This window comes from Dickeya fangzhongdai, from assembly GCF_002812485.1.
Classification (GTDB): Bacteria; Pseudomonadota; Gammaproteobacteria; order Enterobacterales; family Enterobacteriaceae; genus Dickeya; species Dickeya fangzhongdai.
In genome coordinates this window covers 3479937-3499948 of record NZ_CP025003.1, presented here as the reverse complement: position 1 = coordinate 3499948, position 20012 = coordinate 3479937, and the positions used below count along the sequence as shown (strand labels likewise).

18 protein-coding genes are annotated in these 20012 nt (G+C 58.7%); 14 read left to right on the top strand and 4 right to left on the bottom strand.

Translation table 11 applies throughout. The features are described from left to right. Positions 1 to 153 precede the first annotated feature (153 nt). The 7 genes from CVE23_RS15485 (at position 154) to CVE23_RS15455 (ending at position 6917) form a co-directional block, all read left to right on the top strand. The gene (locus tag CVE23_RS15485; RefSeq protein WP_100849865.1) at positions 154 to 1518 is read left to right on the top strand and encodes a formimidoylglutamate deiminase; all 1365 of its coding nucleotides are present in this window, start codon (positions 154 to 156) and stop codon (positions 1516 to 1518) included. Further along, a complete protein-coding gene (locus CVE23_RS15480) occupies positions 1518 to 2066 on the top strand; it encodes a HutD/Ves family protein (RefSeq protein ID WP_100849864.1) in 549 nt (182 codons plus the stop codon). Before CVE23_RS15485 ends, CVE23_RS15480 begins: the two co-directional genes overlap by 1 nt. 255 nt (positions 2067 to 2321) lie before the next feature. Then, on the top strand, positions 2322 to 3179 hold the full coding sequence (locus CVE23_RS15475) for a transporter substrate-binding domain-containing protein (protein ID WP_100849863.1): 858 nt from the start codon (positions 2322 to 2324) through the stop codon (positions 3177 to 3179). Between the two features lie 15 nt (positions 3180 to 3194). After that, on the top strand, positions 3195 to 3917 hold the full coding sequence (locus tag CVE23_RS15470; RefSeq protein WP_100849862.1) for an ABC transporter permease: 723 nt from the start codon (positions 3195 to 3197) through the stop codon (positions 3915 to 3917). Continuing rightward, the gene (locus CVE23_RS15465; protein ID WP_100849861.1) at positions 3914 to 4630 is read left to right on the top strand and encodes an ABC transporter permease; all 717 of its coding nucleotides are present in this window, start codon (positions 3914 to 3916) and stop codon (positions 4628 to 4630) included. The genes CVE23_RS15470 and CVE23_RS15465 overlap by 4 nt, the downstream gene beginning before the upstream one ends. Then, positions 4623 to 5405: an ABC transporter ATP-binding protein gene (locus CVE23_RS15460; RefSeq protein ID WP_038919762.1), complete on the top strand. Its 783-nt coding sequence runs from the start codon at positions 4623 to 4625 to the stop codon at positions 5403 to 5405. Before CVE23_RS15465 ends, CVE23_RS15460 begins: the two co-directional genes overlap by 8 nt. 9 nt (positions 5406 to 5414) lie before the next feature. Next, positions 5415 to 6917, top strand: coding sequence for an HAL/PAL/TAL family ammonia-lyase (locus tag CVE23_RS15455; protein ID WP_100849860.1), 1503 nt, complete (start codon positions 5415 to 5417; stop codon positions 6915 to 6917). Positions 6918 to 7007: 90 nt separating this feature from the next. Here the strand turns inward: CVE23_RS15455 and CVE23_RS15450 are convergent, their stop codons facing one another. From CVE23_RS15450 to CVE23_RS15440, 3 genes are all read right to left on the bottom strand, one after another. Continuing rightward, positions 7008 to 7700 carry a response regulator gene (locus CVE23_RS15450; protein WP_038919760.1) on the bottom strand — a complete coding sequence of 231 codons (693 nt, stop codon included), beginning with the start codon at positions 7698 to 7700 and terminating at the stop codon, positions 7008 to 7010. Between the two features lie 23 nt (positions 7701 to 7723). Continuing rightward, a complete protein-coding gene (locus tag CVE23_RS15445; protein ID WP_038919759.1) occupies positions 7724 to 9337 on the bottom strand; it encodes an ATP-binding protein in 1614 nt (537 codons plus the stop codon). 203 nt (positions 9338 to 9540) lie between these two features. Continuing rightward, positions 9541 to 10857: a PTS transporter subunit IIC gene (locus CVE23_RS15440; protein WP_049854920.1), complete on the bottom strand. Its 1317-nt coding sequence runs from the start codon at positions 10855 to 10857 to the stop codon at positions 9541 to 9543. 406 nt (positions 10858 to 11263) lie between these two features. On the opposite strand from CVE23_RS15440, the gene acnB reads away from it, so the two are divergent. Then, positions 11264 to 13828: a bifunctional aconitate hydratase 2/2-methylisocitrate dehydratase gene (gene acnB, locus CVE23_RS15435; protein ID WP_100849859.1), complete on the top strand. Its 2565-nt coding sequence runs from the start codon at positions 11264 to 11266 to the stop codon at positions 13826 to 13828. Between the two features lie 334 nt (positions 13829 to 14162). Here acnB and hutC read toward each other — a convergent pair whose 3' ends face one another. Then, entirely contained in the window at positions 14163 to 14912 is a 750-nt protein-coding gene (hutC, locus tag CVE23_RS15430) for a histidine utilization repressor (RefSeq protein WP_038919757.1), read from the bottom strand. Positions 14913 to 15137: 225 nt separating this feature from the next. Here hutC and CVE23_RS23100 point away from each other — a divergent pair, with 225 nt between their 5' ends. The 6 genes from CVE23_RS23100 to CVE23_RS15400 all read left to right on the top strand — a co-directional run bounded on the left by CVE23_RS23100 (position 15138) and on the right by CVE23_RS15400 (position 19943). Continuing rightward, a complete protein-coding gene (locus tag CVE23_RS23100) occupies positions 15138 to 15350 on the top strand; it encodes a hypothetical protein (protein ID WP_049842567.1) in 213 nt (70 codons plus the stop codon). An 83-nt stretch (positions 15351 to 15433) separates the two neighbouring features. Next, a complete protein-coding gene (locus CVE23_RS23095; RefSeq protein WP_225622597.1) occupies positions 15434 to 15634 on the top strand; it encodes a hypothetical protein in 201 nt (66 codons plus the stop codon). Positions 15635 to 15993: 359 nt separating this feature from the next. Next, entirely contained in the window at positions 15994 to 16758 is a 765-nt protein-coding gene (locus CVE23_RS15420) for a YkgJ family cysteine cluster protein (RefSeq protein WP_038919756.1), read from the top strand. A 570-nt stretch (positions 16759 to 17328) separates the two neighbouring features. Then, positions 17329 to 18291 (top strand): ABC transporter substrate-binding protein, encoded by a 963-nt coding sequence (locus CVE23_RS15410; RefSeq protein ID WP_049842569.1) that lies wholly within the window; start codon positions 17329 to 17331, stop codon positions 18289 to 18291. A 96-nt stretch (positions 18292 to 18387) separates the two neighbouring features. Continuing rightward, on the top strand, positions 18388 to 19161 hold the full coding sequence (locus CVE23_RS15405) for an ABC transporter permease (RefSeq protein WP_369831437.1): 774 nt from the start codon (positions 18388 to 18390) through the stop codon (positions 19159 to 19161). Next, complete coding sequence (locus CVE23_RS15400) at positions 19158 to 19943, top strand: ABC transporter ATP-binding protein (protein WP_039691022.1); 786 nt, start codon at positions 19158 to 19160, stop codon at positions 19941 to 19943. The genes CVE23_RS15405 and CVE23_RS15400 overlap by 4 nt, the downstream gene beginning before the upstream one ends. Positions 19944 to 20012 lie beyond the last annotated feature (69 nt).

The window sequence follows — 20012 nt, the reverse complement described above, 5'->3', positions numbered from 1 at the left end:
CTTTCTCCGTCACAGTATCGGCTGTTAACCGGTTTCTGCGGCGAAATAAAAAAGCCTTATGTCATGTGCTGCCGACTTTGGTGTATAGATATGTCTATACATTCGTTATCAATGAACAATGTTATCAACGATAATCACCGACAGGATTTCGCTATGTCCGTTTATTTTGCCGCGCGCGCGTTGCTGCCGCAGGGAATGGCGCGCAATGTGCGTCTGGAAGTGGATGAACTGGGTTGCCTGCAGTCCGTGACGCCGGATGCGACGCCGGAAGGCGCACAACGTCTGCCGGGCATTGTGTTGCCGACGATGGTTAACCTGCATTCGCACGCTTTCCAGCGCGCGATGGCCGGGCTGGCGGAGGTCGCGGGCAACGCGCAGGACAGCTTCTGGACCTGGCGCGACCTGATGTACCGCATGGTCGCGAACCTGACGCCGGAGCAGGTGGGGGTGATCGCCACCCGGTTGTATATCGATATGCTCAAGGGCGGTTACAGTCAGGTGGCTGAATTTCACTACCTGCACCATGACCCGCACGGCAAGCCGTACCGCCAGCACGACATGCTGCGTCATCTGCTGGCGGCGGCGCAGCGGGTCGGCATCGGCCAGACTCTGCTGCCGGTGCTTTACAGCTACAGCGGATTCGGCGCGCAGCCGCCGCATCCGGGGCAAGCGCGTTTTATTCAGGATGTGGATCACTACCTGAGTCAGCAGGAAACGCTGGCGGCGCTGATTCAGCCTTATCCGCTGCTCAATCACGGGCTGTGTTTCCATTCGCTGCGCGCGGTCAGCCACAACCAGATGGAGGATGTGCTGGAAGCCAGCGACAGCAGCCTGCCGGTGCATATCCATATCGCCGAACAGCAAAAAGAGGTGGACGATTGCCTGGGCTGGAGCGGCGAACGCCCGGTGCAGTGGCTGTTCAACCGCTTCGCGGTGGATGCCCGCTGGTGTCTGGTGCACGCCACCCATCTGGATGAGCAGGAACTAAGCCGGTTGGCCGGCAGCCTGGCGGTGGCGGGATTGTGCCCGACCACCGAAGCCAATCTCGGCGACGGTATTTTCCCGCTCGACCGTTACGTGGCGCAGGGCGGGCGCTGGGGCATCGGCTCCGACAGCCATGTGTCGCTGAATGTGCTGGAGGAGCTGCGCTGGCTGGAATACGGTCAGCGCCTACGCGATCGCCGTCGCAACCGGGTGGTGACGCCGCAGCAACCGGCGGTGGGCAGCCTGTTGTACGCGCAGGCGTTGCAGGGCGGCGCCCAGGCCTGCCGGGTGCCGGTCGGTGAACTGAGCGTCGGCTGGCGCGCCGACTGGCTGGTGCTGCGCGAAGACGCTCTGTTAAGCGCCGTCGCTGACGACAGCCTGCTCAACCGCTGGCTATTTGCCGGCGATCGCCAGCAGATCCGTGATGTGTGGGTGGCGGGTAAACCGGTGATTGAAGACGGACGGCACGCGCTGGACGAGGAGGTTGACGCCCGGTTTGTCGAGGTGATGCAGTCGTTGCAGGCGGTGCTGTGATGCAAACGTTCAGTCTTAATACCCTGCCGGTCAGCCGCTGGAAAAACGGCGGCGGCGAAACCCGGGAAATCTGCCGGATACCGTCGGACGAACCCGGCGACGATTTTGCCTGGCGCGCCAGTATCGCCACCATCGAGCGCGACGGCGATTTTTCCAGTTTTCCCGGCGTAGACCGGGTGATTACCCTGTTGTCCGGCGACGGCGTGGAGCTGTGCGGTGAAGACTGGCGACACCGGCTGACGCTGCATCAGCCGTTCGCCTTCGCCGGCGAGCAGGCGATCACGGCGCGGCTGTGCGGCGGCGTCAGTCTGGACTTCAATATCATGGTCGATCGCCGTCGCTACCGGGCGGAGATCGCGGTCGTCAACGGTACGGCGGCGCAAACGCCGGCGGCGGACGGTGTGGCGTACGTACTGGCGGGGCACTGGCGATCCGGCGCACATCGGCTGGCTGCCGGAGACGGCGTCTGGTGGCGGTCTTCAGGCGTGGACTGGACGCCGGATGACGACAACGCCGTTTTGCTCCTGACCACGATCCACGCACGATAATCTGCTCTGTGCATCACCCTGATGCACAACAATTGGGCACCGCCGTTGTGCGGTGCCGCCCCGAATCGGTCTTCCCACTGTCGAATGTGTTTTCCCCATGCGCCGTTATTCCCTGACGGCCGCTGCCGGGCGGGATTGGCCGGACTTACCGGCTGAGATTGGCCTGCTAATCGCAATCATGGCCCGAATCTTGCTGCTTAATTGATGTTGTATATACATGTAATTACTTTGACGGTTAAACACCAGGGGGAAGACATGAAAAAGAGCGGATTGGTTCTACCTGTGATTGCCTTATGTGTAGTGAGCGCGTCGGCCGCCTTCAGCGCGGGCGTGCAGGCCAAAGAGTGGAAGTCGGTGACTATCGCGACGGAAGGCAGTTACGAACCCTGGAACCTGACCTTGCCGGGCGGCAAGCTGGGCGGGTTTGAGCCGGAACTGATGACGATCCTGTGCCAGCGGATGAACCTCCAGTGCAAGCTGGTGGTGCAAAACTGGGACGGCATGATCGCCGGTCTGCAGGCCGGCAAGTTCGATGTGATGATGGACGCCATCGTGATTACCCCGGAGCGCAAACAGGTGGTGGATTTCTCCCTGCCGTATGCGTCCACGCCGGCCAGCTTTATTACCGTCAAAGGCAAGCTGGCGCTGCCTGTCGAGGCGGATAAAGCGATGATTAAACTGGCGAATGATCCTGACCAGATTAAGCCGGCGGTCGCCGGCCTGCGCGGCGCGTTGCAGGGCAAAACCATCGGTATCGCCTCCGGCACCGTCTACACGCCGTTCATCGACGCCTACTTCCGGGACGTCGCCACCGTGCGCGAATACACCGCATCCGCCGACGCCATTCTCGATTTGCAGGCCGGGCGCATCGACGCGGTGTTTGACGATGTTACCTTCGCCAACTCCATCCTCAGCAAGCCGGAAAACAGCAACCTGACGCTGGGCGGTCCGCAACTGACCGGGCCTATCTGGGGAGAAGGGGAAGCACTGGGCTTTCGTAAAAGCGATCCGGAACTGAAGGCCAAATTCGATGCGGCCATCAAGACCGCGCTGGCGGACGGAACGGTGAAAACGCTCAGCGAGAAGTGGTTCAAAACGGACGTCACCCCCTGAGACTGAGGAAACGCTATGCTGGCCCTGTTAGATTTCAGCGATCAGGGGTGGGGCGGCCTGTTGGCGATGGCCGCGCTGACCACCTTGTGCCTGACGATGGAGGCGTTGCTGATCGGCGCCTTGGTCGGCGCCGCGGTCGCCGCGGCCAAACTGTCCACGCGCCGACTCTGGCGCGTGGCAGGGGAAACTTATTCCATTGTGTTTCGCGGCATTCCGGAACTGCTGATCATCTATCTGTTCTATTTTGGCGGTTCCGGCGTGCTGACGCAGGTTGGGCGCTGGTTCGGGGCCGAGGGATTTATCGAACTGCCGCCTTTCCTGATCGGCGCGCTGGCGATCGGCCTGATTTCCGCGTCGTATCAGGGCGAGGTGTACCGCGCGGCGCGTCTGGCCGTGAATAGCGGCGAACTTGAGGCCGCCAGCGCGATGGGTATGCCGCGCTGGCGCATCGGGTGGCGGATTCTGCTGCCGCAGGTGATCCGCTTTGCCCTGCCGGGGTTGTCCAATGTCTGGCAGATGAGCCTGAAGGATTCGGCGCTGGTTTCGGTAACCGGCATTGTCGAACTGATGCGCGCCAGCCAGATGGCGGCCGGCTCGACCCGCGACTATTTTCTGTTCTACCTCACCGGGGCGGCGATCTATCTGATCCTGACGGTGTTCTCCAATACCGCGTTTGCCCGTCTGGAGCGGATCTTGTCCCAGCCTTATCGCCGTAAGGCGATTCAGGAGCAGTCATGATCGATATTGCCTTTCTGACGCAGACGTTCCTGCGATTACTGTCGGCGCTGCCGGTGACGCTGGGGCTGTTTTTTTCCTCGTTCGCGGTCGGGGCGGTGCTCTCGGTGCTGCTGGTGGCGATGCGGGTTAGCGCGGTCTGGCCGCTGAGCGGGTTTGCCCGTTTGTATATGCTGATCTTTCGCGGTACGCCGTTGCTGATTCAGCTGTTTCTGGTCTATTACGGGCTGGGGCAGTTCAGCGCGGTGCGCGACAGCCTGTTCTGGCCGGTGCTGCGCGACCCTTTCAGCTGCGCCGTGCTGGCGCTGGCGCTGTGCACCGCCGGTTATACCGCGGAAATTCTGCGCGGCGCGCTGCTGTCCATTCCCGCCGGGCAGATTGAAGCCGGTCAGGCGTGCGGTATGTCGCGCTGGCTGCTGCTGCGCCGCATCATCGCGCCGGTCGCGTTGCGTCACGCGCTGCCCGCCTGGTCGACCGAGGCGATTTTGCTGATCAAATCCACCGCGCTGGCCAGTCTGGTCACGGTGTGGGATGTCACCGGCGTGGCGCAACAGATTATCCAGCGCACCTACCGCACGCTGGAGGTGTTTGTCTGCGCCGCGCTGATTTACCTGTTGCTGAACTTCATTATTGTCAGGGTGTTTGCCTGGCTGGAACGCGCCTTGTCGCCGAATCTGGCCGCCGTGCCGACGTCTCCCGGGAGAGAGCATGAATAAAACCGCCCCCATAACCTTATCGATGATCGATATCCGCAAATCATTCGGCGCGCTTGAGGTGCTCAAGGGCATCTCGCTGGATGCGCGCAAAGGCGAGGTGATTTCGCTGCTGGGCGCCAGCGGGTCGGGCAAGAGCACCTTTTTGCGTTGCATCAACCTGCTGGAAACGCCGGACGACGGCACGGTCGCCGTCAGCGGCGAAATGATCCTGATGAAGCGCCATAAACTCGGCCATCAGGTCGCGGCCGACCGGCGTCAGGTGGAACGGCTGCGCACCCGGCTGGGGATGGTGTTCCAGAATTTCAATCTGTGGAGCCACATGACGGTGCTGCAAAACGTCATCGAAGGACCGTTGCATATCCTCAGACGTTCGCGCGCCGAGTGCGTCGGGCAGGCCGAGGCGCTGCTGGCGAAAGTCGGGTTGTATGAACGGCGGCATTTTTATCCGACGCAGCTGTCCGGCGGTCAACAGCAGCGGGTGGCGATTGCCCGCGCGCTGTCGATGGAGCCGGACGTCATGCTGTTCGATGAGCCGACCTCGGCGCTGGACCCGGAACTGGTCGGCGACGTGCTGAAAGTGATGCGCGGGCTGGCCGAAGAGGGGCGCACGATGCTGGTGGTCACCCATGAAATGGGATTCGCCCGCCACGTGTCCAGCCGGGTGGTGTTCATGCATCAGGGGCGGATTGACTGCGAGGGCGCGCCCGATGCCATGTTCGGCGGCGACAGCTCGCCGCGTTTTCAGCAATTTATCGCCAGTCACCAGACCGTGTAGGAGGACAACATGCACACTGAAGTTTGCTGGGGCGACGCCCCGCTGGTCTGGCATGAACTGGTGCAGGTGGCGCGCCACGGCGCGCGTCTGAGCCTGAGCGATGCGGCCTGGCGGCGTATGCGTCAGTCGCGGCGTATCGTCGAACAGATTGTGGACAGCGACACGCTGGCCTATGGCGTGAATACCGGGCTGGGCGCGTTATGCAATGTGACCTTGCCGACGGCGGATCTGGCGCGGCTGTCGCGTAATACCTTGCTGAGCCACGCCTGCGGCGTGGGGCCGCGGCTGTCCGTCGAACAGACCCGCGCCATCATGTGCGCGGCGATCGCTAATTACAGCCACGGCAAGTCGGGGATTCAACCGGATATCGTGCAGGCGCTGCTGACGCTGCTGAATCAGGGCGCCACGCCGTGCGTGCCGTCGCAGGGCTCGGTCGGCTATCTCACCCATATGGCGCACATCGGGCTGGCGCTGATCGGCGTCGGCGAGGTGGAACTACAAGGGCAGGTGCTGCCTGCGCCGGAAGCGTTGCAGCGCATTGGCGTCACGCCGGTGACGCTGGGGGCGAAAGACGGGCTGTCGCTGGTCAACGGCACGCCGTGCATGACCGGGCTCGCCTGTCTGGCGCTGGATGACGCCGCGCGGCAACTGGACTGGGCCGATGTGACCGGCGCGATGAGCTTTGAGGCGCTGCGCGGGCAGATCGTGGCGTTTGATCCTGAAGTACTGGCGTTAAAACCGAGCGCAGGCATTCAGCAGGTCGGGCAGCGCGTGCGCGCCCTGCTGGCCGGGAGCCGGATCATCGCCGAGAGCGAAGGCATTCGCACGCAGGATGCGCTGAGTTTACGCTCCATCCCCCAAATTCACGGCGCCTGCCGCGATCAATTTGCGTCGGCGGCGCAGCGCATCGAGATGGAGCTGAATGCCGCCACCGATAACCCGCTGGTGCTGGGCACGCCGGAACAATGGCGGGTGGTGTCGCAGGCGAACCCGCATGGCGAAGCGGTGGCGCTGGCGGCGGACAGCCTGGCGCTGGCGTTATGCGAGCTGGCGGGCGTGGCGGAGCGCCGGTTGGACCGGCTGATCAATCCGCTGGTGAGCGGGCTGCCGCCGTTTCTGGTCGCCCAGCCGGGGGTGAATTCCGGCATGATGATCGCCCAGTATGTGGCTGCCTCGCTTTGCGGCGAGAACCGTCTGTTGGCGCAGCCCGCGGTGGTGGATAACTTTGTCACCTCCGGCCTGCAGGAAGATCACCTCAGCATGGGCACCCCGGCGGTGCTCAAGTTATTGAAGCTGGCGGAAAACGTCTGGCACGTGCTGGCGATCGAGTATCTGCTGGCGGCGCAGGCGCTGGATTTTCTCGGCCCGGATAATGCCGGCGTCGGCACCCGCCGGGCGTGGCGGTTGTTGCGTCAGCAGGTTGCCGTCTGGCAGGAAGATCGCTGGCTGGCGCCGGATATCGCCAGCGCGGTGCAGGTGCTGCGGCAGCAGGATCTCTGTTGGGACGACTAGCCCTGCCGAATGGGCAAGCAGAGCGATACAGACATGCCCGCATAACCGATAGCGGGACCGGGGGAGGGCAGGTAACCGGCGCGTTGCCGGTTAATTGAATGTCAGACGGTAAAAGCGCTGGGGGCGCCCGACGGTGCCGTGCTGAATGTGCGCTTCCAGCAGTTTGATGTTTTTGCAGTATTCAAGGTAGCGTCGGGCGGTGGATTTGCTGATGCCGATCGTGTCGCTCAGGCTGTCGGCGGTGTGCTGCACGTTTTCGCCGGAAAATGCCGCTCGCACCTGATTGAGCGTCAGTTCATCAATGCCTTTCGGGTAGATGAATCCCGCCGGCGCGCTATAGGGGATTGACTGACGTATCACGCGGTCGATCTCTTCCTGCGGCAGATGCGATTTCTGGCGTACCTTTCTGTTGAACATCAGATAGTTTTTTAACGCTTCTTCCAGCCTTTCCAGCATGAACGGTTTGACCAGATAGTCACAGGCGCCGTGGCGTATCGCCGTTTTAATCGTGTCGATGTCGTTGGCGGCGGTGATAAAAATGACGTCGATATCCGGCTGCGTGGTTCGCAGATGTTTCATGATGTCGATCCCCGTGCCATCGGGCAGATAGTTATCCAGCATCACGAGATCGGGTTTTTGGGCGGCGATGGCTATCCGGGCATCGGCAAGGGTATCGGCGCTTCCTAACAGCAGAAATTCTGGGTGTTTTTTGATGAAGCTGGCAATGAAGAAAGCCATGTCGTGATTATCTTCAACCAAAAATACGCTGATCTTGTTTTCCATAGCGTCAATCTTCTAACTCTTTGTTAAATCTTGGGGATGTAAACTGAAAAAACCGCACCGCCGTTATCGTCGGCCGCATCGACCAGACACTCGCCCCGTGCTTTCTGCACCAGTGACTGCACCAGATACAACCCTACGCCGTGATGACGGCCCGGTTTGCTGGTCGCGCCCTTCACAAACAGCGTTTCCGCCGCTATCTGGCTGAGGCCTGGGCCATTATCCTGCACCGATAGCACGATTTCATCGCTGCTGTCATTGAGATACAGCTCGATCGACTGGGGATGGGCGGGCGTTTTCACCGTCGCTTCCAGCGCGTTGTCCAGCAGATTACCGATGATGCAGGCCATCTCCTCGGCGCTCAGCGGCGCGTCCGCTCCGGTGTAATAGGATAGCGGGTCAATACGCAGATCGATGCCCAGTTCGCCCGCGCGCCCCACTTTGCCGAGGATCAACCCGGCAACGCACGGGCAGTGAAAGGATTTGATAATCGCATCATAAAACTGCTGCAGCTGGGCATTCTCCTGCGCGACGTACTGGCTGACCCGCTCATATTCTCCCAACTGGATCAGACCGTAGATAACGGCCAGCCGGTTTTTGAATTCGTGACTGATCACCCGCAGTTCTTCGCTTTCATGTTTAATGTGGTTGACCTGCTGGGTCATCAGGGTTTCGTTGGTCTTTTCCCTTAGACTGATCACAAAACCGGCAAACTCATCCTGCTGATTGAGGATGATGGTCCGGTTGGCGATAAACGTCGAACCGTTAAAGGCGACGTCCACATCGTGGCACTCCTGACGCTCGGCGGATAAGAAGAAATCGGCCGGTACCACATAATCAGTAATCTTGTGTCCGGTCAGCGGGCCGTGGGGATGGTCGATGGAGAGCATCTTTTTGGCGGCGTTGTTGATGGCGATGATGCGCCCTTCCGGGCTGACGGCGATCACGCCGTCGTAAATGGCGTGCAGAATAGCCCTGCGCACCTGATATTTATAGTTGATCATTTCCGGCGTCAGGCCGGACATCTGTTTTTTCAGCAGGCGGTAGGAAAACACGCCGCCCAGCAGGATCAGGATAAATACGGAAATCAGCAGGCCGAAGAATGGGGAGAAATAGTCCGCCAGTAGACCCCGGCGGTGCGCTTCCGTATACCCGACCGACACGTAGCCGATATATTTTCCATCCAGAATAAACGGCGCGCGCGTTTTTACCGAGGCGCCGGAATAGCCGGTATTGTTGACGGTATAGCTTTTCCCATCGCGCAGCAGGGTGATGTTGCCGATATCCTTGATGGCCAGGTTCACCTGAGCGGGGTCGGGATGGTAGAGGCGGATGTTATCCGTGTCGCTGATGACAATAAAATCCGCATCGCTGCGGGCGTAGCGCTGATCGATCAGGCTACGCAGCGCCGCCTGATCCCGGTTGTTGACCGCCTGTTTAAGCGCGGAATCCTGCGAGAGGATCAGCGCCAGATTTTTGGATTTATCCGCCACGTCGTTATAGAGCAGGTTGCTGATAACGAGAAAGACAGCGCAGCCGGTCACCACCACCACGGCCAGCGAGGTGATGAAATAGTAAAGTATTATCTGATATTTATAAGAACTGCTCGGCTCGCTGCCGGCGGTTATGGCCTCGGACATGGTGGGTTCCGTCAGTCATGGTTGCACAGGATAAATACCGCATCACCCTGTGGGGGGCTGTCGGGGGCAAAGATACCATCGCCAGATGGAAAGGTTGCCGATTGCTCGCGAGCCGCAGGAAAACGGTGTTACGCGCTGCGGGTGCTGCGCGATGCTATTGAAACAGATAGGTGGCCTGATTGCGCCAGGCCACGTCAATGTTTTTAGTGATTCAACAACGATAACGCGCTGTGCAGCGAAAGACCCAGCAACGTAAAATCGGTCGTCGAGTAGGTGGTCGGGGCATCGACGCCGGCGTCGTGGATCGGCTGGAAAATGAATGCGGAGCCGGCAATGGAGATGATGCCGCAGGCCACGGCGCCGATTATCGCGCCGCGGATACCGCCGGTGGCGTTACCGATGATGCCCGCGCCGCCGCCGCTGGCAAACGTGAACAGCAGGCTGGGAACCATCGCCGGATAACCAAATACCGGCAACAGAATCATGGTCAGGAAGCCGCTGACGGTACAACAGATAAAACCGATGAAAACGGCGTTGTTGGAATAAGGAAACAGCGAATAGATTTCAATCGCCGGAATCGATTTCTTGATGACTTTATCGCTGATGCCTTTAAACGCCGGAATCAGCTCTTCAATAAACATATGTACGCCGCGGGTCAGCATGTAGACACCCGCTGCAAACAGCCCGGCTTGTTTCAGCAGGAACAGAAATATATTGGTATGGCTGTGATCTTTATTGCCTGCGTCCGCGATCGCCTGCACATGATCGGCGCCGGCGACCAGCGCGGAGACAACAAAGAACAACAGCATCACAAAGAAAGTCGAAACCTGTTTGTCTTTTAAAAAACCAATGCTGGTCGGAATGGCCAGTTTTTCCGCATCATTTTCTTTATTACCCAGTTTTTCCCCTAACCAGCCGGCCAGCATATAGCTGGTGGAACCGAACTGGCCGATAGAGAAATCGCCGGATTGTCTCAATGCGTCGCAGTTGTCAATTTGTCGGCAATAGCGCACCAGCAGCGCCGGAGAAATAACACACCATACTCCGGTAATCAGTGTCGCCAGGATAGCGGAATTAGAAACGGAGATGCCGTGCAGCATGGCAATGATCGTCAGGCAGCTCACCATGAAGAAAACATGATGCCCGGACAGGACGATATATTTCAGCGGAGTGATTTTAGCCAGCACAATATTGAAAAACATGGCGCCGATAAGGCCGGCGGCGATGGCCGAAGAATAGAGCTGGCCCAGTTTTTCCATGGCGACAACGATAACGACTTCGTTGTTAGGCACAATGCCCTGAACGTGAAAGGCGGTGAGGAATATTTTTGAGAAATTATTCAGTGCCGGAGAAATAAGCAAGTTTGCACTGGCAAAAAGAATGACAAAGCCCAGATAGGTTTTGATTGTAGAAGTAATAATATCGTTAATATTCTTCTTTTGAATGATATTTCCCAGCATGGTAAAAAGACTCACCAATATGGCGGCGTCTTTTAGTAGCTCGATAAGAAATTGAAACACAGGATTCCCCTTTATTCATAATCTTTTGACCGGGGTAAAGTAACTGCGATCCTGTCAGTGAAAGTTGATCGGCGATCACATTGATGGATAAATAAAAAGAATTAAATGAATTTTATGCTTTTAATTATTATTCCATTGATTTGTTATTTTTCTTTATTTACCGTCATTCGGCATTCGAATTTAGCGGCTTTTATCTATTTCATGTTAAATGACATAATTGAAAATGTTAAGTGAAATGATTATTTAATTTATTTCAGCAATGCTGAATCGCCAGTCAATGCAATTCTTTGATTTATTGTGAACGGCCTGAGTATTTTCTATTTTAAAAACGTGAGTAACCGCCAGCAGGAATAGTGCTGATTAACTCGATTACGAATGAATTATCTGAGCTTATGAGGAACGTGCTGTGTTGAAAGAATATCGTGAGCATGTCGCCGAACGTACCCGGCAGGGTACCGTACCCAAACCGCTAGAGGCTTCGCAAATGGCGGCACTGGTGGAATTGTTGAAAACTCCCCCCGCCGGAGAAGAAGAGTTTTTAGTCGATCTGTTAGTCAATCGTGTGCCGCCGGGTGTTGATGAAGCGGCCTACGTCAAAGCCGGTTTCCTGGCTGCCATCACCAAAGGCGAGACCGTTTCTCCGCTCATTACCCCGGAAAAAGCCACCGAGCTGCTGGGCACCATGCAAGGCGGCTACAACATTCAGCCGCTGATTGAAGCGCTGGATAATCCCGCCCTGGCCCCGGTCGCCGCCAACGCGCTATCTCACACCCTGCTGATGTTCGACAATTTCTACGATGTGGAAGAAAAAGCCAAAGCCGGCAATACCCACGCGCAGCAGGTGGTCACATCCTGGGCCGACGCCGAGTGGTTCCTGTCCCGCCCGAAACTGGCGGACAAGATTACCGTCACCGTGTTCAAGGTGACCGGCGAAACCAACACCGATGACCTGTCCCCGGCGCAGGACGCCTGGTCGCGTCCGGACATTCCGCTGCACGCGCTGGCGATGCTGAAAAACGCCCGTGAAGGCATCGAGCCGGATCAGCCCGGCGTGGTCGGTCCGATCAAACAAATCGAGGCGCTGAACCAGAAAGGGTTCCCGCTGGCCTACGTCGGCGACGTGGTCGGCACCGGCTCGTCCCGTAAATCCGCCACCAACTCGGTGCTGTGGTTCATGGGCGACGATATCCCGAACGTGCCGAACAAACGCGGCGGCGGCGTGGTGCTGGGCGGCAAGATCGCGCCGATTTTCTTCAACACCATGGAAGACGCCGGCGCGCTGCCGATCGAGGTGGATGTCGCCGGACTGAACATGGGCGACGTGATTGATATCTACCCGTACCAGGGTGAAGTGCGTCACCACGACAGCAACGCATTGCTGGCCAGCTTCGAACTGAAAACCGACGTGCTGCTGGATGAAGTGCGCGCGGGCGGCCGTATTCCGCTGATTATCGGCCGCGGCCTGACGTCCAAAGCGCGCGAGTCGCTGGGCCTGCCGCACAGCGACGTGTTCCGTCACGCCAAAGACGTGGCGCCGAGCAGCCGCGGCTTCTCGCTGGCGCAGAAGATGGTCGGCCGCGCCTGCGGCGTCGCCGGCATTCGCCCCGGCGCTTATTGCGAACCGCGGATGACCTCGGTCGGCTCGCAGGACACCACCGGCCCGATGACCCGCGACGAGCTGAAAGACCTGGCCTGTCTGGGCTTCTCCGCCGATCTGGTGATGCAGTCCTTCTGCCATACCGCCGCCTATCCGAAGCCGGTGGACGTCAACACCCACCACACCCTGCCGGATTTCATCATGAACCGCGGCGGCGTGTCGCTGCGTCCGGGCGACGGCGTGATCCACTCCTGGCTGAACCGCATGCTGCTGCCGGATACGGTGGGCACCGGCGGCGACTCCCACACCCGTTTCCCGATCGGGATTTCCTTCCCGGCCGGCTCCGGTCTGGTGGCGTTTGCCGCCGCCACCGGCGTGATGCCGCTGGACATGCCGGAATCGGTGCTGGTGCGTTTCAAAGGCCAGATGCAGCCGGGCATCACGCTGCGCGATCTGGTGCACGCGATCCCGTACTACGCGATCAAGCAGGGCCTGCTGACCGTGGAGAAGAAGGGCAAGAAAAACATCTTCTCCGGCCGCATTCTGGAAATCGAAGGCTTGCCGGACCTGAAGGTGGAGCAGGCGTTCGAACTGACCGACGCCTCGGCGGAGCGCTCGGCGGCGGGCTGTACCATCAAGCTCAACCAGGCGCCGATCGTCGAGTACCTGAACTCCAACATCATTCTGCTCAAGTGGATGATTGCCGAAGGCTACGGCGATCGCCGTACGCTGGAGCGTCGGGTGCAGGGCATGGAAAAATGGCTGGCGGACCCGCAGCTGCTGGAAGCCGACGCCGATGCGGAATATGCCGCGGTGATCGACATCGATCTGGCGGATATCAAAGAGCCGATCCTGTGCGCGCCGAACGATCCGGACGACGCGCGCCTGCTGTCCGATGTGCAGGGCGACAAGATTGATGAAGTGTTCATCGGCTCGTGCATGACCAACATCGGTCACTTCCGTGCCGCCGGCAAACTGCTGGATCAGCACAAAGGGCAGCTGCCGACGCGGCTGTGGGTGGCGCCGCCGACCCGCATGGACGCGGCGCAACTGACCGAAGAAGGCTACTACAGCGTATTCGGCAAGAGCGGCGCGCGGGTCGAAATCCCCGGCTGTTCGCTGTGCATGGGCAACCAGGCGCGGGTGGCGGATGGCGCGACGGTGGTGTCGACGTCGACCCGTAACTTCCCGAACCGTCTGGGAGCGGGCGCCAATGTGTATCTGGCGTCAGCCGAACTGGCGGCGGTGGCGTCGCTGCTGGGACGTCTGCCGACGCCGGACGAATACCAGCAGTATATGGTGCAGGTGGACAAGACCGCGGACGACACTTACCGCTATCTGAACTTCAATTTGATTGACCGCTATATTCGTTAACGGCGTTGTCATGGCATTGCATTTCGGCGGTGTAAAATAGTTAACGATAACCAATAGCTACTGAATAAAAGCGGGTGGTTTTGGCACTGATGTGGAACTTGTCTCCCCTTGTGATGCAACATTGCCGATTCCGCCCGCTTTCCTGGCTATTGATCATGCTATTTGCCGATCATGCCATTTATCGATCATGCCATTTGCTGCTCATAATATTTATCGCTCGTGGTATTGCTTGCAGAACCTGATTTTTACCATGCTGGTAACGGCATGGTAAAAATCAGGTTTTTGTTTTTTTAACCGGCGGGTTGCAGCGGTCAGAATTATCAGGGAGTAGCGACTAGCCGCCAAAACGGCCGAATAGCTGATAGCGGGAACCGGGATAAAACAGACGCGCGGCGGTGACGACCCGCGAGCCGTGCCAGGTGCGGCGGCGGATCAGTAGACAGGGCTCCTGCTCGCCCAGCGCCAGCAGGTCGCGCTGATGCGGTTCGGCGGCGACCGCTTCCACCCGGTGCTCGCCGGCGGTCAATGGCGCAACGCGGCTCAGGTAGCTGTGCGGCGTATCGCGGGTGAAATCCTGCTGTAGATAGTCCGGCGCTACCTGCGGGTTGACGTAACGGATTTCCAGCTGTACCGGTACGTCGTTTTCGTAATGCACGATTTGCGAGTAAAACAGCGGCTGGCCGGGGGCGATATCCAGTTGCGCGGCCTGATCGCCATCGGCGTTAAGGGTTTCCAGCACCAGCACCCGGCTGCTGTGACGATGACCGCGGGCGGCGATTTCATCGGCGATGTTATGCACTTCCAGCATCGCGGTGTGCGCCTTCTGTTCCGCCACAAACGTGCCCACGCCCTGCATCCGCACCAGAAATCCTTCGCTGGTCAGTTCCCGCAACGCCCGGTTGATGGTCATACGGCTGACGCCCAGTTCATTTACCAGCTCGCTTTCCGACGGCACCCGCTGATGCGACTGCCAGACGCCGCTGCGAATCTGGCTGATAATCGCCTGTTTTACCCGCTGGTAGATCGGCGCGGGGGTATCACTCATGGCGGCGGCAAGTTGGGAAGCGGTTTGCAGGTCGGTCAAGGCGTCATCCTCAAAGGCAACAGATGATCGCAGTGTAGCGAACAACGACCAATCCTGTATAGACAACCTGTTCTCTTCGGCAACAAAACCGCTGACGGAAAATGTCATCACATCCGGTTACGTTTTGGCGTTTCCACGGAAAGACGGCCTGTAACACAGTAAGTTACATGCTGTCTGGCACGGTATTGCGTGCGATAACCTGGATAACCACCGAGGAAGAAGATCATGAATAAACGCCTCTGCCTGCTGCTGGCTGTGTTACCTGCGACCGCGATGGCAAATCTGAAAACGGTAACCACGCCGGGCGTCGCGCCGGATGCCGTCACCGCGGTAAAAATGCATTTCAACGGAAATATCAATCAAGAAAAGATTAACGAGCTGACGATGGCGCTGGACGAAGCCAATATGCGCTTCAAAAACGCTCATGATCTCTATTGATATATCAACAGCGCGGGCGGCGATCTGGATAGCGGGCACGCCGCCTATCTGGCGATCAAAAGCTCGCGTATTATTACGTCGACATGCTGAAAAATGTTTACCGCCAGTGTAGGACCCTGAGCGATGAGGCGATGAACAAGGCGTTATACAGCGAAGACGCCCATCTTTTTCTGAACAATCAGGCAGCGGAGAAGACAGGAATTGCGACCGCGACCGAAGATCGGATTCACGCCGCCGAGTTTGCCTATTTTATCAGTGATGGGCAGGACAGAAATAAAGGGTAATTGCATGCTTGCGCGCGGTGTTTTTCATCTTCGCTTAGGGTAGGCGCGGCTTTACCCATCCTTTCATTTTACAGGCAGTCGATCATTCGATTGCCTGATCCTCTCACGAGCCAGCGAATACGGCTCAGGCCAGTAATGACCTGGGCTGCGCGGTATCTCCCCACATTTTGTAAATTTATCAAAATATCGATCCTTAACGTTATATTGACGTTATCTTTACGAAATTCTGAGTCTGAATAGTGGCTTCAGTCGCCATCAGAAGAGGACGTTTTCATCGGTTTCAATCGCTCACTGAAACGGCCTCCGTCAGCTCTTTTCCTGTTCTGTGCGCATAGGTTTTAAATAAGGGTCAATCATCAATGGATACATCGTTTTCCTGTGTAGGATGCGGCAAATGCTGCATGGGGCATCATGTACCCCTGACACTGGCTGAAGCCCGTGAATGGGCGTTGGACGGTGGGCAAGTCATTATTCTTGCCGAAGGGTTTCTGCAAAATGGCATCGGTATCCTGCCGGAACAGCGCCAGCATGCCCAGTCGCGCTCCTGTGACGTGATCAGCGGCGAAACCCGGGCGTTTATCGCGATCACGTTTGCGGCCTACAACCCTGATTCCTGCCGGCATCTGGATGAAGATCTGCGCTGCCGGATTTATGATCGGCGCCCGCTGGTGTGCCGTATTTACCCGATGGAGATCAACCCGCATATTCCGTTGCGGCAGGCCAGTAAAGACTGCCCGCCGGAAGCCTGGTTGCAGGGAGAAGCGCTGATTGTCTCGGACCGGTTGGTGGACAGCGAAACGCAGGCGCTGATCGAACGCTCCCGTCAGGCGGATCGCGAAGATGTTCATATTAAGGCGTCGATTTGCAACTGGCTGGGGATCGCCACCAGCGCGCTGAAAGGCGATGGCTTTACGGCTTACCTGCCGGATATGAGCGCCTTTACATCGGCGCTGGAGCTGGCCGGGCAATTCACCGCCGAAGAGCATGCCGAAGCGGCGGTCAGCCGGGCATGGCAGTTCCATGTTTCCGACGAAGATGTGCTGGCGTCGTTACAGCAGGCCGGCGCCCAGGCCATCACGGGGCCGTCGCAGTATTATGGTTTTATCGGCTTGCGCGCCGCCTGATGGCGTCATGCCGTTTACAGCTGTTGACAAACAGCCGGGGTGTTTTGTGAATGATGATGCCTGTTTGACCAGTGAATGGTTTCGTGCGGGATAAGCCACATTGTTTCTCTGTTATTTCATCACTCGCACGACAAGGAGAGGCTCAGCGCCGCCTCTCCTTGACCTCTGGCTGGTGGCTAAACTGTGCCGCTGCGCGGTTCCTTCGGCGTTCGCCTTCGCTGTCCGGAGCGGCACGGGCTTTCGCCGCGTCCATGCGGCTCACCCGGCGAAGTCGTCCGCCTCAGCACAGTTTTAACGCCGGAAAACCCATTCGCCTGATACTTAAATTGGTTTGTCAACAGCCTCAAACAGCGCAATGCCATTTGCATGACTGAAAACAGGGCAGGGCGCACCGTTATAGGGCATTCTGCTGTGCTTCCTCCGGGGTTGATGCCCATTCCTGACGCATGCTTCCGCTGTTTTTCCCGTCCGTTCGCCAGTTTCGCTGTGCTGGCATGACCCTTGCTTGTATAGACAAGACTATAACACTTGCGGTCCATCGCTTTTTCTTTTCCTGACAGGAGCAGAAACATGAGTACAGCATCAGGTCGTACCGGTTGGAAAATCTCGTTGATGGCAGTTTGTCTGGTCGCCGCCGTTTCCGCGCAGGCAGAGGAAACGCCGGTGGCTATCGGCATTTCCGGCTGGACCGGCTTCGCGCCGCTGACGCTGGCGGACAAGGCCGGCATTTTCCAAAAGCATGGACTGAAAGTCGATCTGAAAATGATCCCGCAGAAGGACCGCCATCTGGCGGTGGCGTCCGGTGCGATTCAGTGCGCCGCCACCACGGTAGAAACCTACGTTTCCTGGGCGGCCAGCGGCGTGATGCTCAAACAGATCGTCCAGCTCGACAAATCGTATGGCGCTGACGGGCTGGCGGTGCGTAACGGCATCGCCAGCGTGCGCGACCTGAAGGGCAAAACCATCGGCGTGGATGCGCCCGGCACTTCGCCGTATTTCGCGCTGGCGTGGATTCTGGATAAAAACGGCATGAGCCTGAAAGACGTAAAAGTGGCGACGTTGTCGCCGCAGGCCGCGGCGCAGGCGTTCGTCGCCGGGCAGAATGACGCCGCCATGAGTTACGAGCCTTATCTGTCCTCCGTGCGCCAGCAGCCGGACAAAGGGAAAATTCTGGTTACCACCCTCGATTACCCGATGGTGATGGACACCCTCGGCTGCACGCCCGCATTCCTGAAACAGCACCCGCAGGTAGGGAAAGCGCTGGTGGAGAGCTATTTTGACGCGCTGGAGATGATCAAAACCCAGCCGGACAACGCCTACGACATCATGGGCGCGGCGGTGAAATCCAGTGGTAAGGAGTTCGCTCAGTCGGCTCAGTACCTGCGTTGGCAGGACCGTGAACAAAACCGCGCCTTCTTCAGCGGCGAGATCGCCACCTTCAGCCAGGAGGCGGCCAAATTGCTGCTGGAGGCCAAAGTTATCCGCCAGAAGCCGGATATTTCCGCGCTGTATGACGCCAGCTACGTGAAATAACCGATGAAGGAGGCGGACATGAGCAGTCTCACCCGAGCGGCGAAGTTAGCCCCGGCGGCGCTGCCGGAGGCGCCGACACGCGTGCACAACCCACTGATGGTGCCGCTGCGCCCGGTATCGACGCGCCTGCGCTGGACGCTCGGCATCGGTTTCTTCGTGCTGTTTATCGGTCTGTGGTCGCTGGTGACGTTCAGCGGCGCGGTGTCCGTCACTTTTCTGGCTGACCCGCTGACCATGTTGCATGAAGGTGTGCTGCTGTTTACCGATTACGGCTTTCAGCAGGACATCGGCATGACGGTGATGCGCGTGGTGGCCGGTTTTCTGCTGGCGGCGCTGATTGGGGTGCCGCTCGGCATCCTGATGGGGGCGTACAAACTGGTGGAAGCGTTCTTCGAACCTTTTGTGTCGTTCTGCCGCTATCTGCCCGCGTCGGCGTTCGTGCCGCTGTTGATCTTGTGGGCCGGCATTGGCGAGATGCAGAAGATCCTGGTGATTTTTATCGGTTCTTTCTTCCAGATTGTACTGATGGTGGCGGTCAGCGTCGGCAGCGCCCGCCGCGATCTGGTCGAAGCCGCCTATACGCTCGGCTGTTCCAGCCGCAGCGTGGTCACCCGGGTGCTGATCCCCGGCGCCGCGCCGGATATCGCCGAACTGTTGCGGCTGGTGCTGGGTTGGGCCTGGACCTACGTGATCGTCGCCGAGCTGATCGGCGCGTCGAGCGGCATCGGCCACATGATTGTCGACAGTCAGGCGCTGCTCAACACCGGGCAAATCATCTTCGGCATTATCGTCATCGGGGTGATTGGGCTGCTGTCCGACTTCCTGTTCAAGGCCGCCAACCGCCGTTTATTCGCCTGGAGCATACGATGAAATACAGCAAACTGACCATTCGTCAGGTGGAGCGGGTGTTCACCGGTCCGCACGGGGAGGCGATCCCAGCGTTGCAGCCCATCGACTATCAGGTGCATGAAAACGACTTCGTCACCATTTTGGGGCCGTCCGGCTGCGGCAAGTCGACCTTGCTGCGCATCATCGCCGGGCTGGACGCGCCGACCCGCGGCGAGGTGTGGCTGGACGGCGCGCTGGTGGACGGCCCCGGCGCCGATCGCGGCATGGTGTTCCAGAGCTACACCCTGTTTCCGTGGCTGACGGTACGCGAGAACATCTGTTTCGGTTTGCAGGAGCGCGGCATCAGCAAGGCGCAGCAGCGTGAACGCAGCGATTATTACCTGCATCAGGTGGGGCTGCACGGATTCGAACACCACTATCCGCGCCAGCTTTCCGGCGGTATGCAGCAGCGCACCGCCATTGCCCGTGCGCTGGCTAACGACCCGAAAGTGCTGCTGATGGATGAGCCGTTCGGCGCGCTGGATAACCAGACCCGCGTCATGATGCAGGAACTGCTGTTGTCGGTGTGGGAGTCGTCGCGCAAGACGGTGTTATTTGTCACCCACGACATCGATGAGGCGATTTTTATGGCTAACAAGGTGGCGATTTTCAGCGCCCGGCCGGGGCGTATTAAAACCGAAGTGGCGGTGGATTTTCCCTGGCCGAGAGACTATACCCTTAAAACCTCGCCGGAATTTATGGCGCTGAAAGCGCGGGTGACGGAAGAGATTCGCAGTGAAACCCTGCAGGCGCTTGCGCATTGAGCGGCCCGTCTGCCGGGGAATGCAGGATGAGACATGCGTACCGGCTGGATAATGGAAAATACGTCAGCC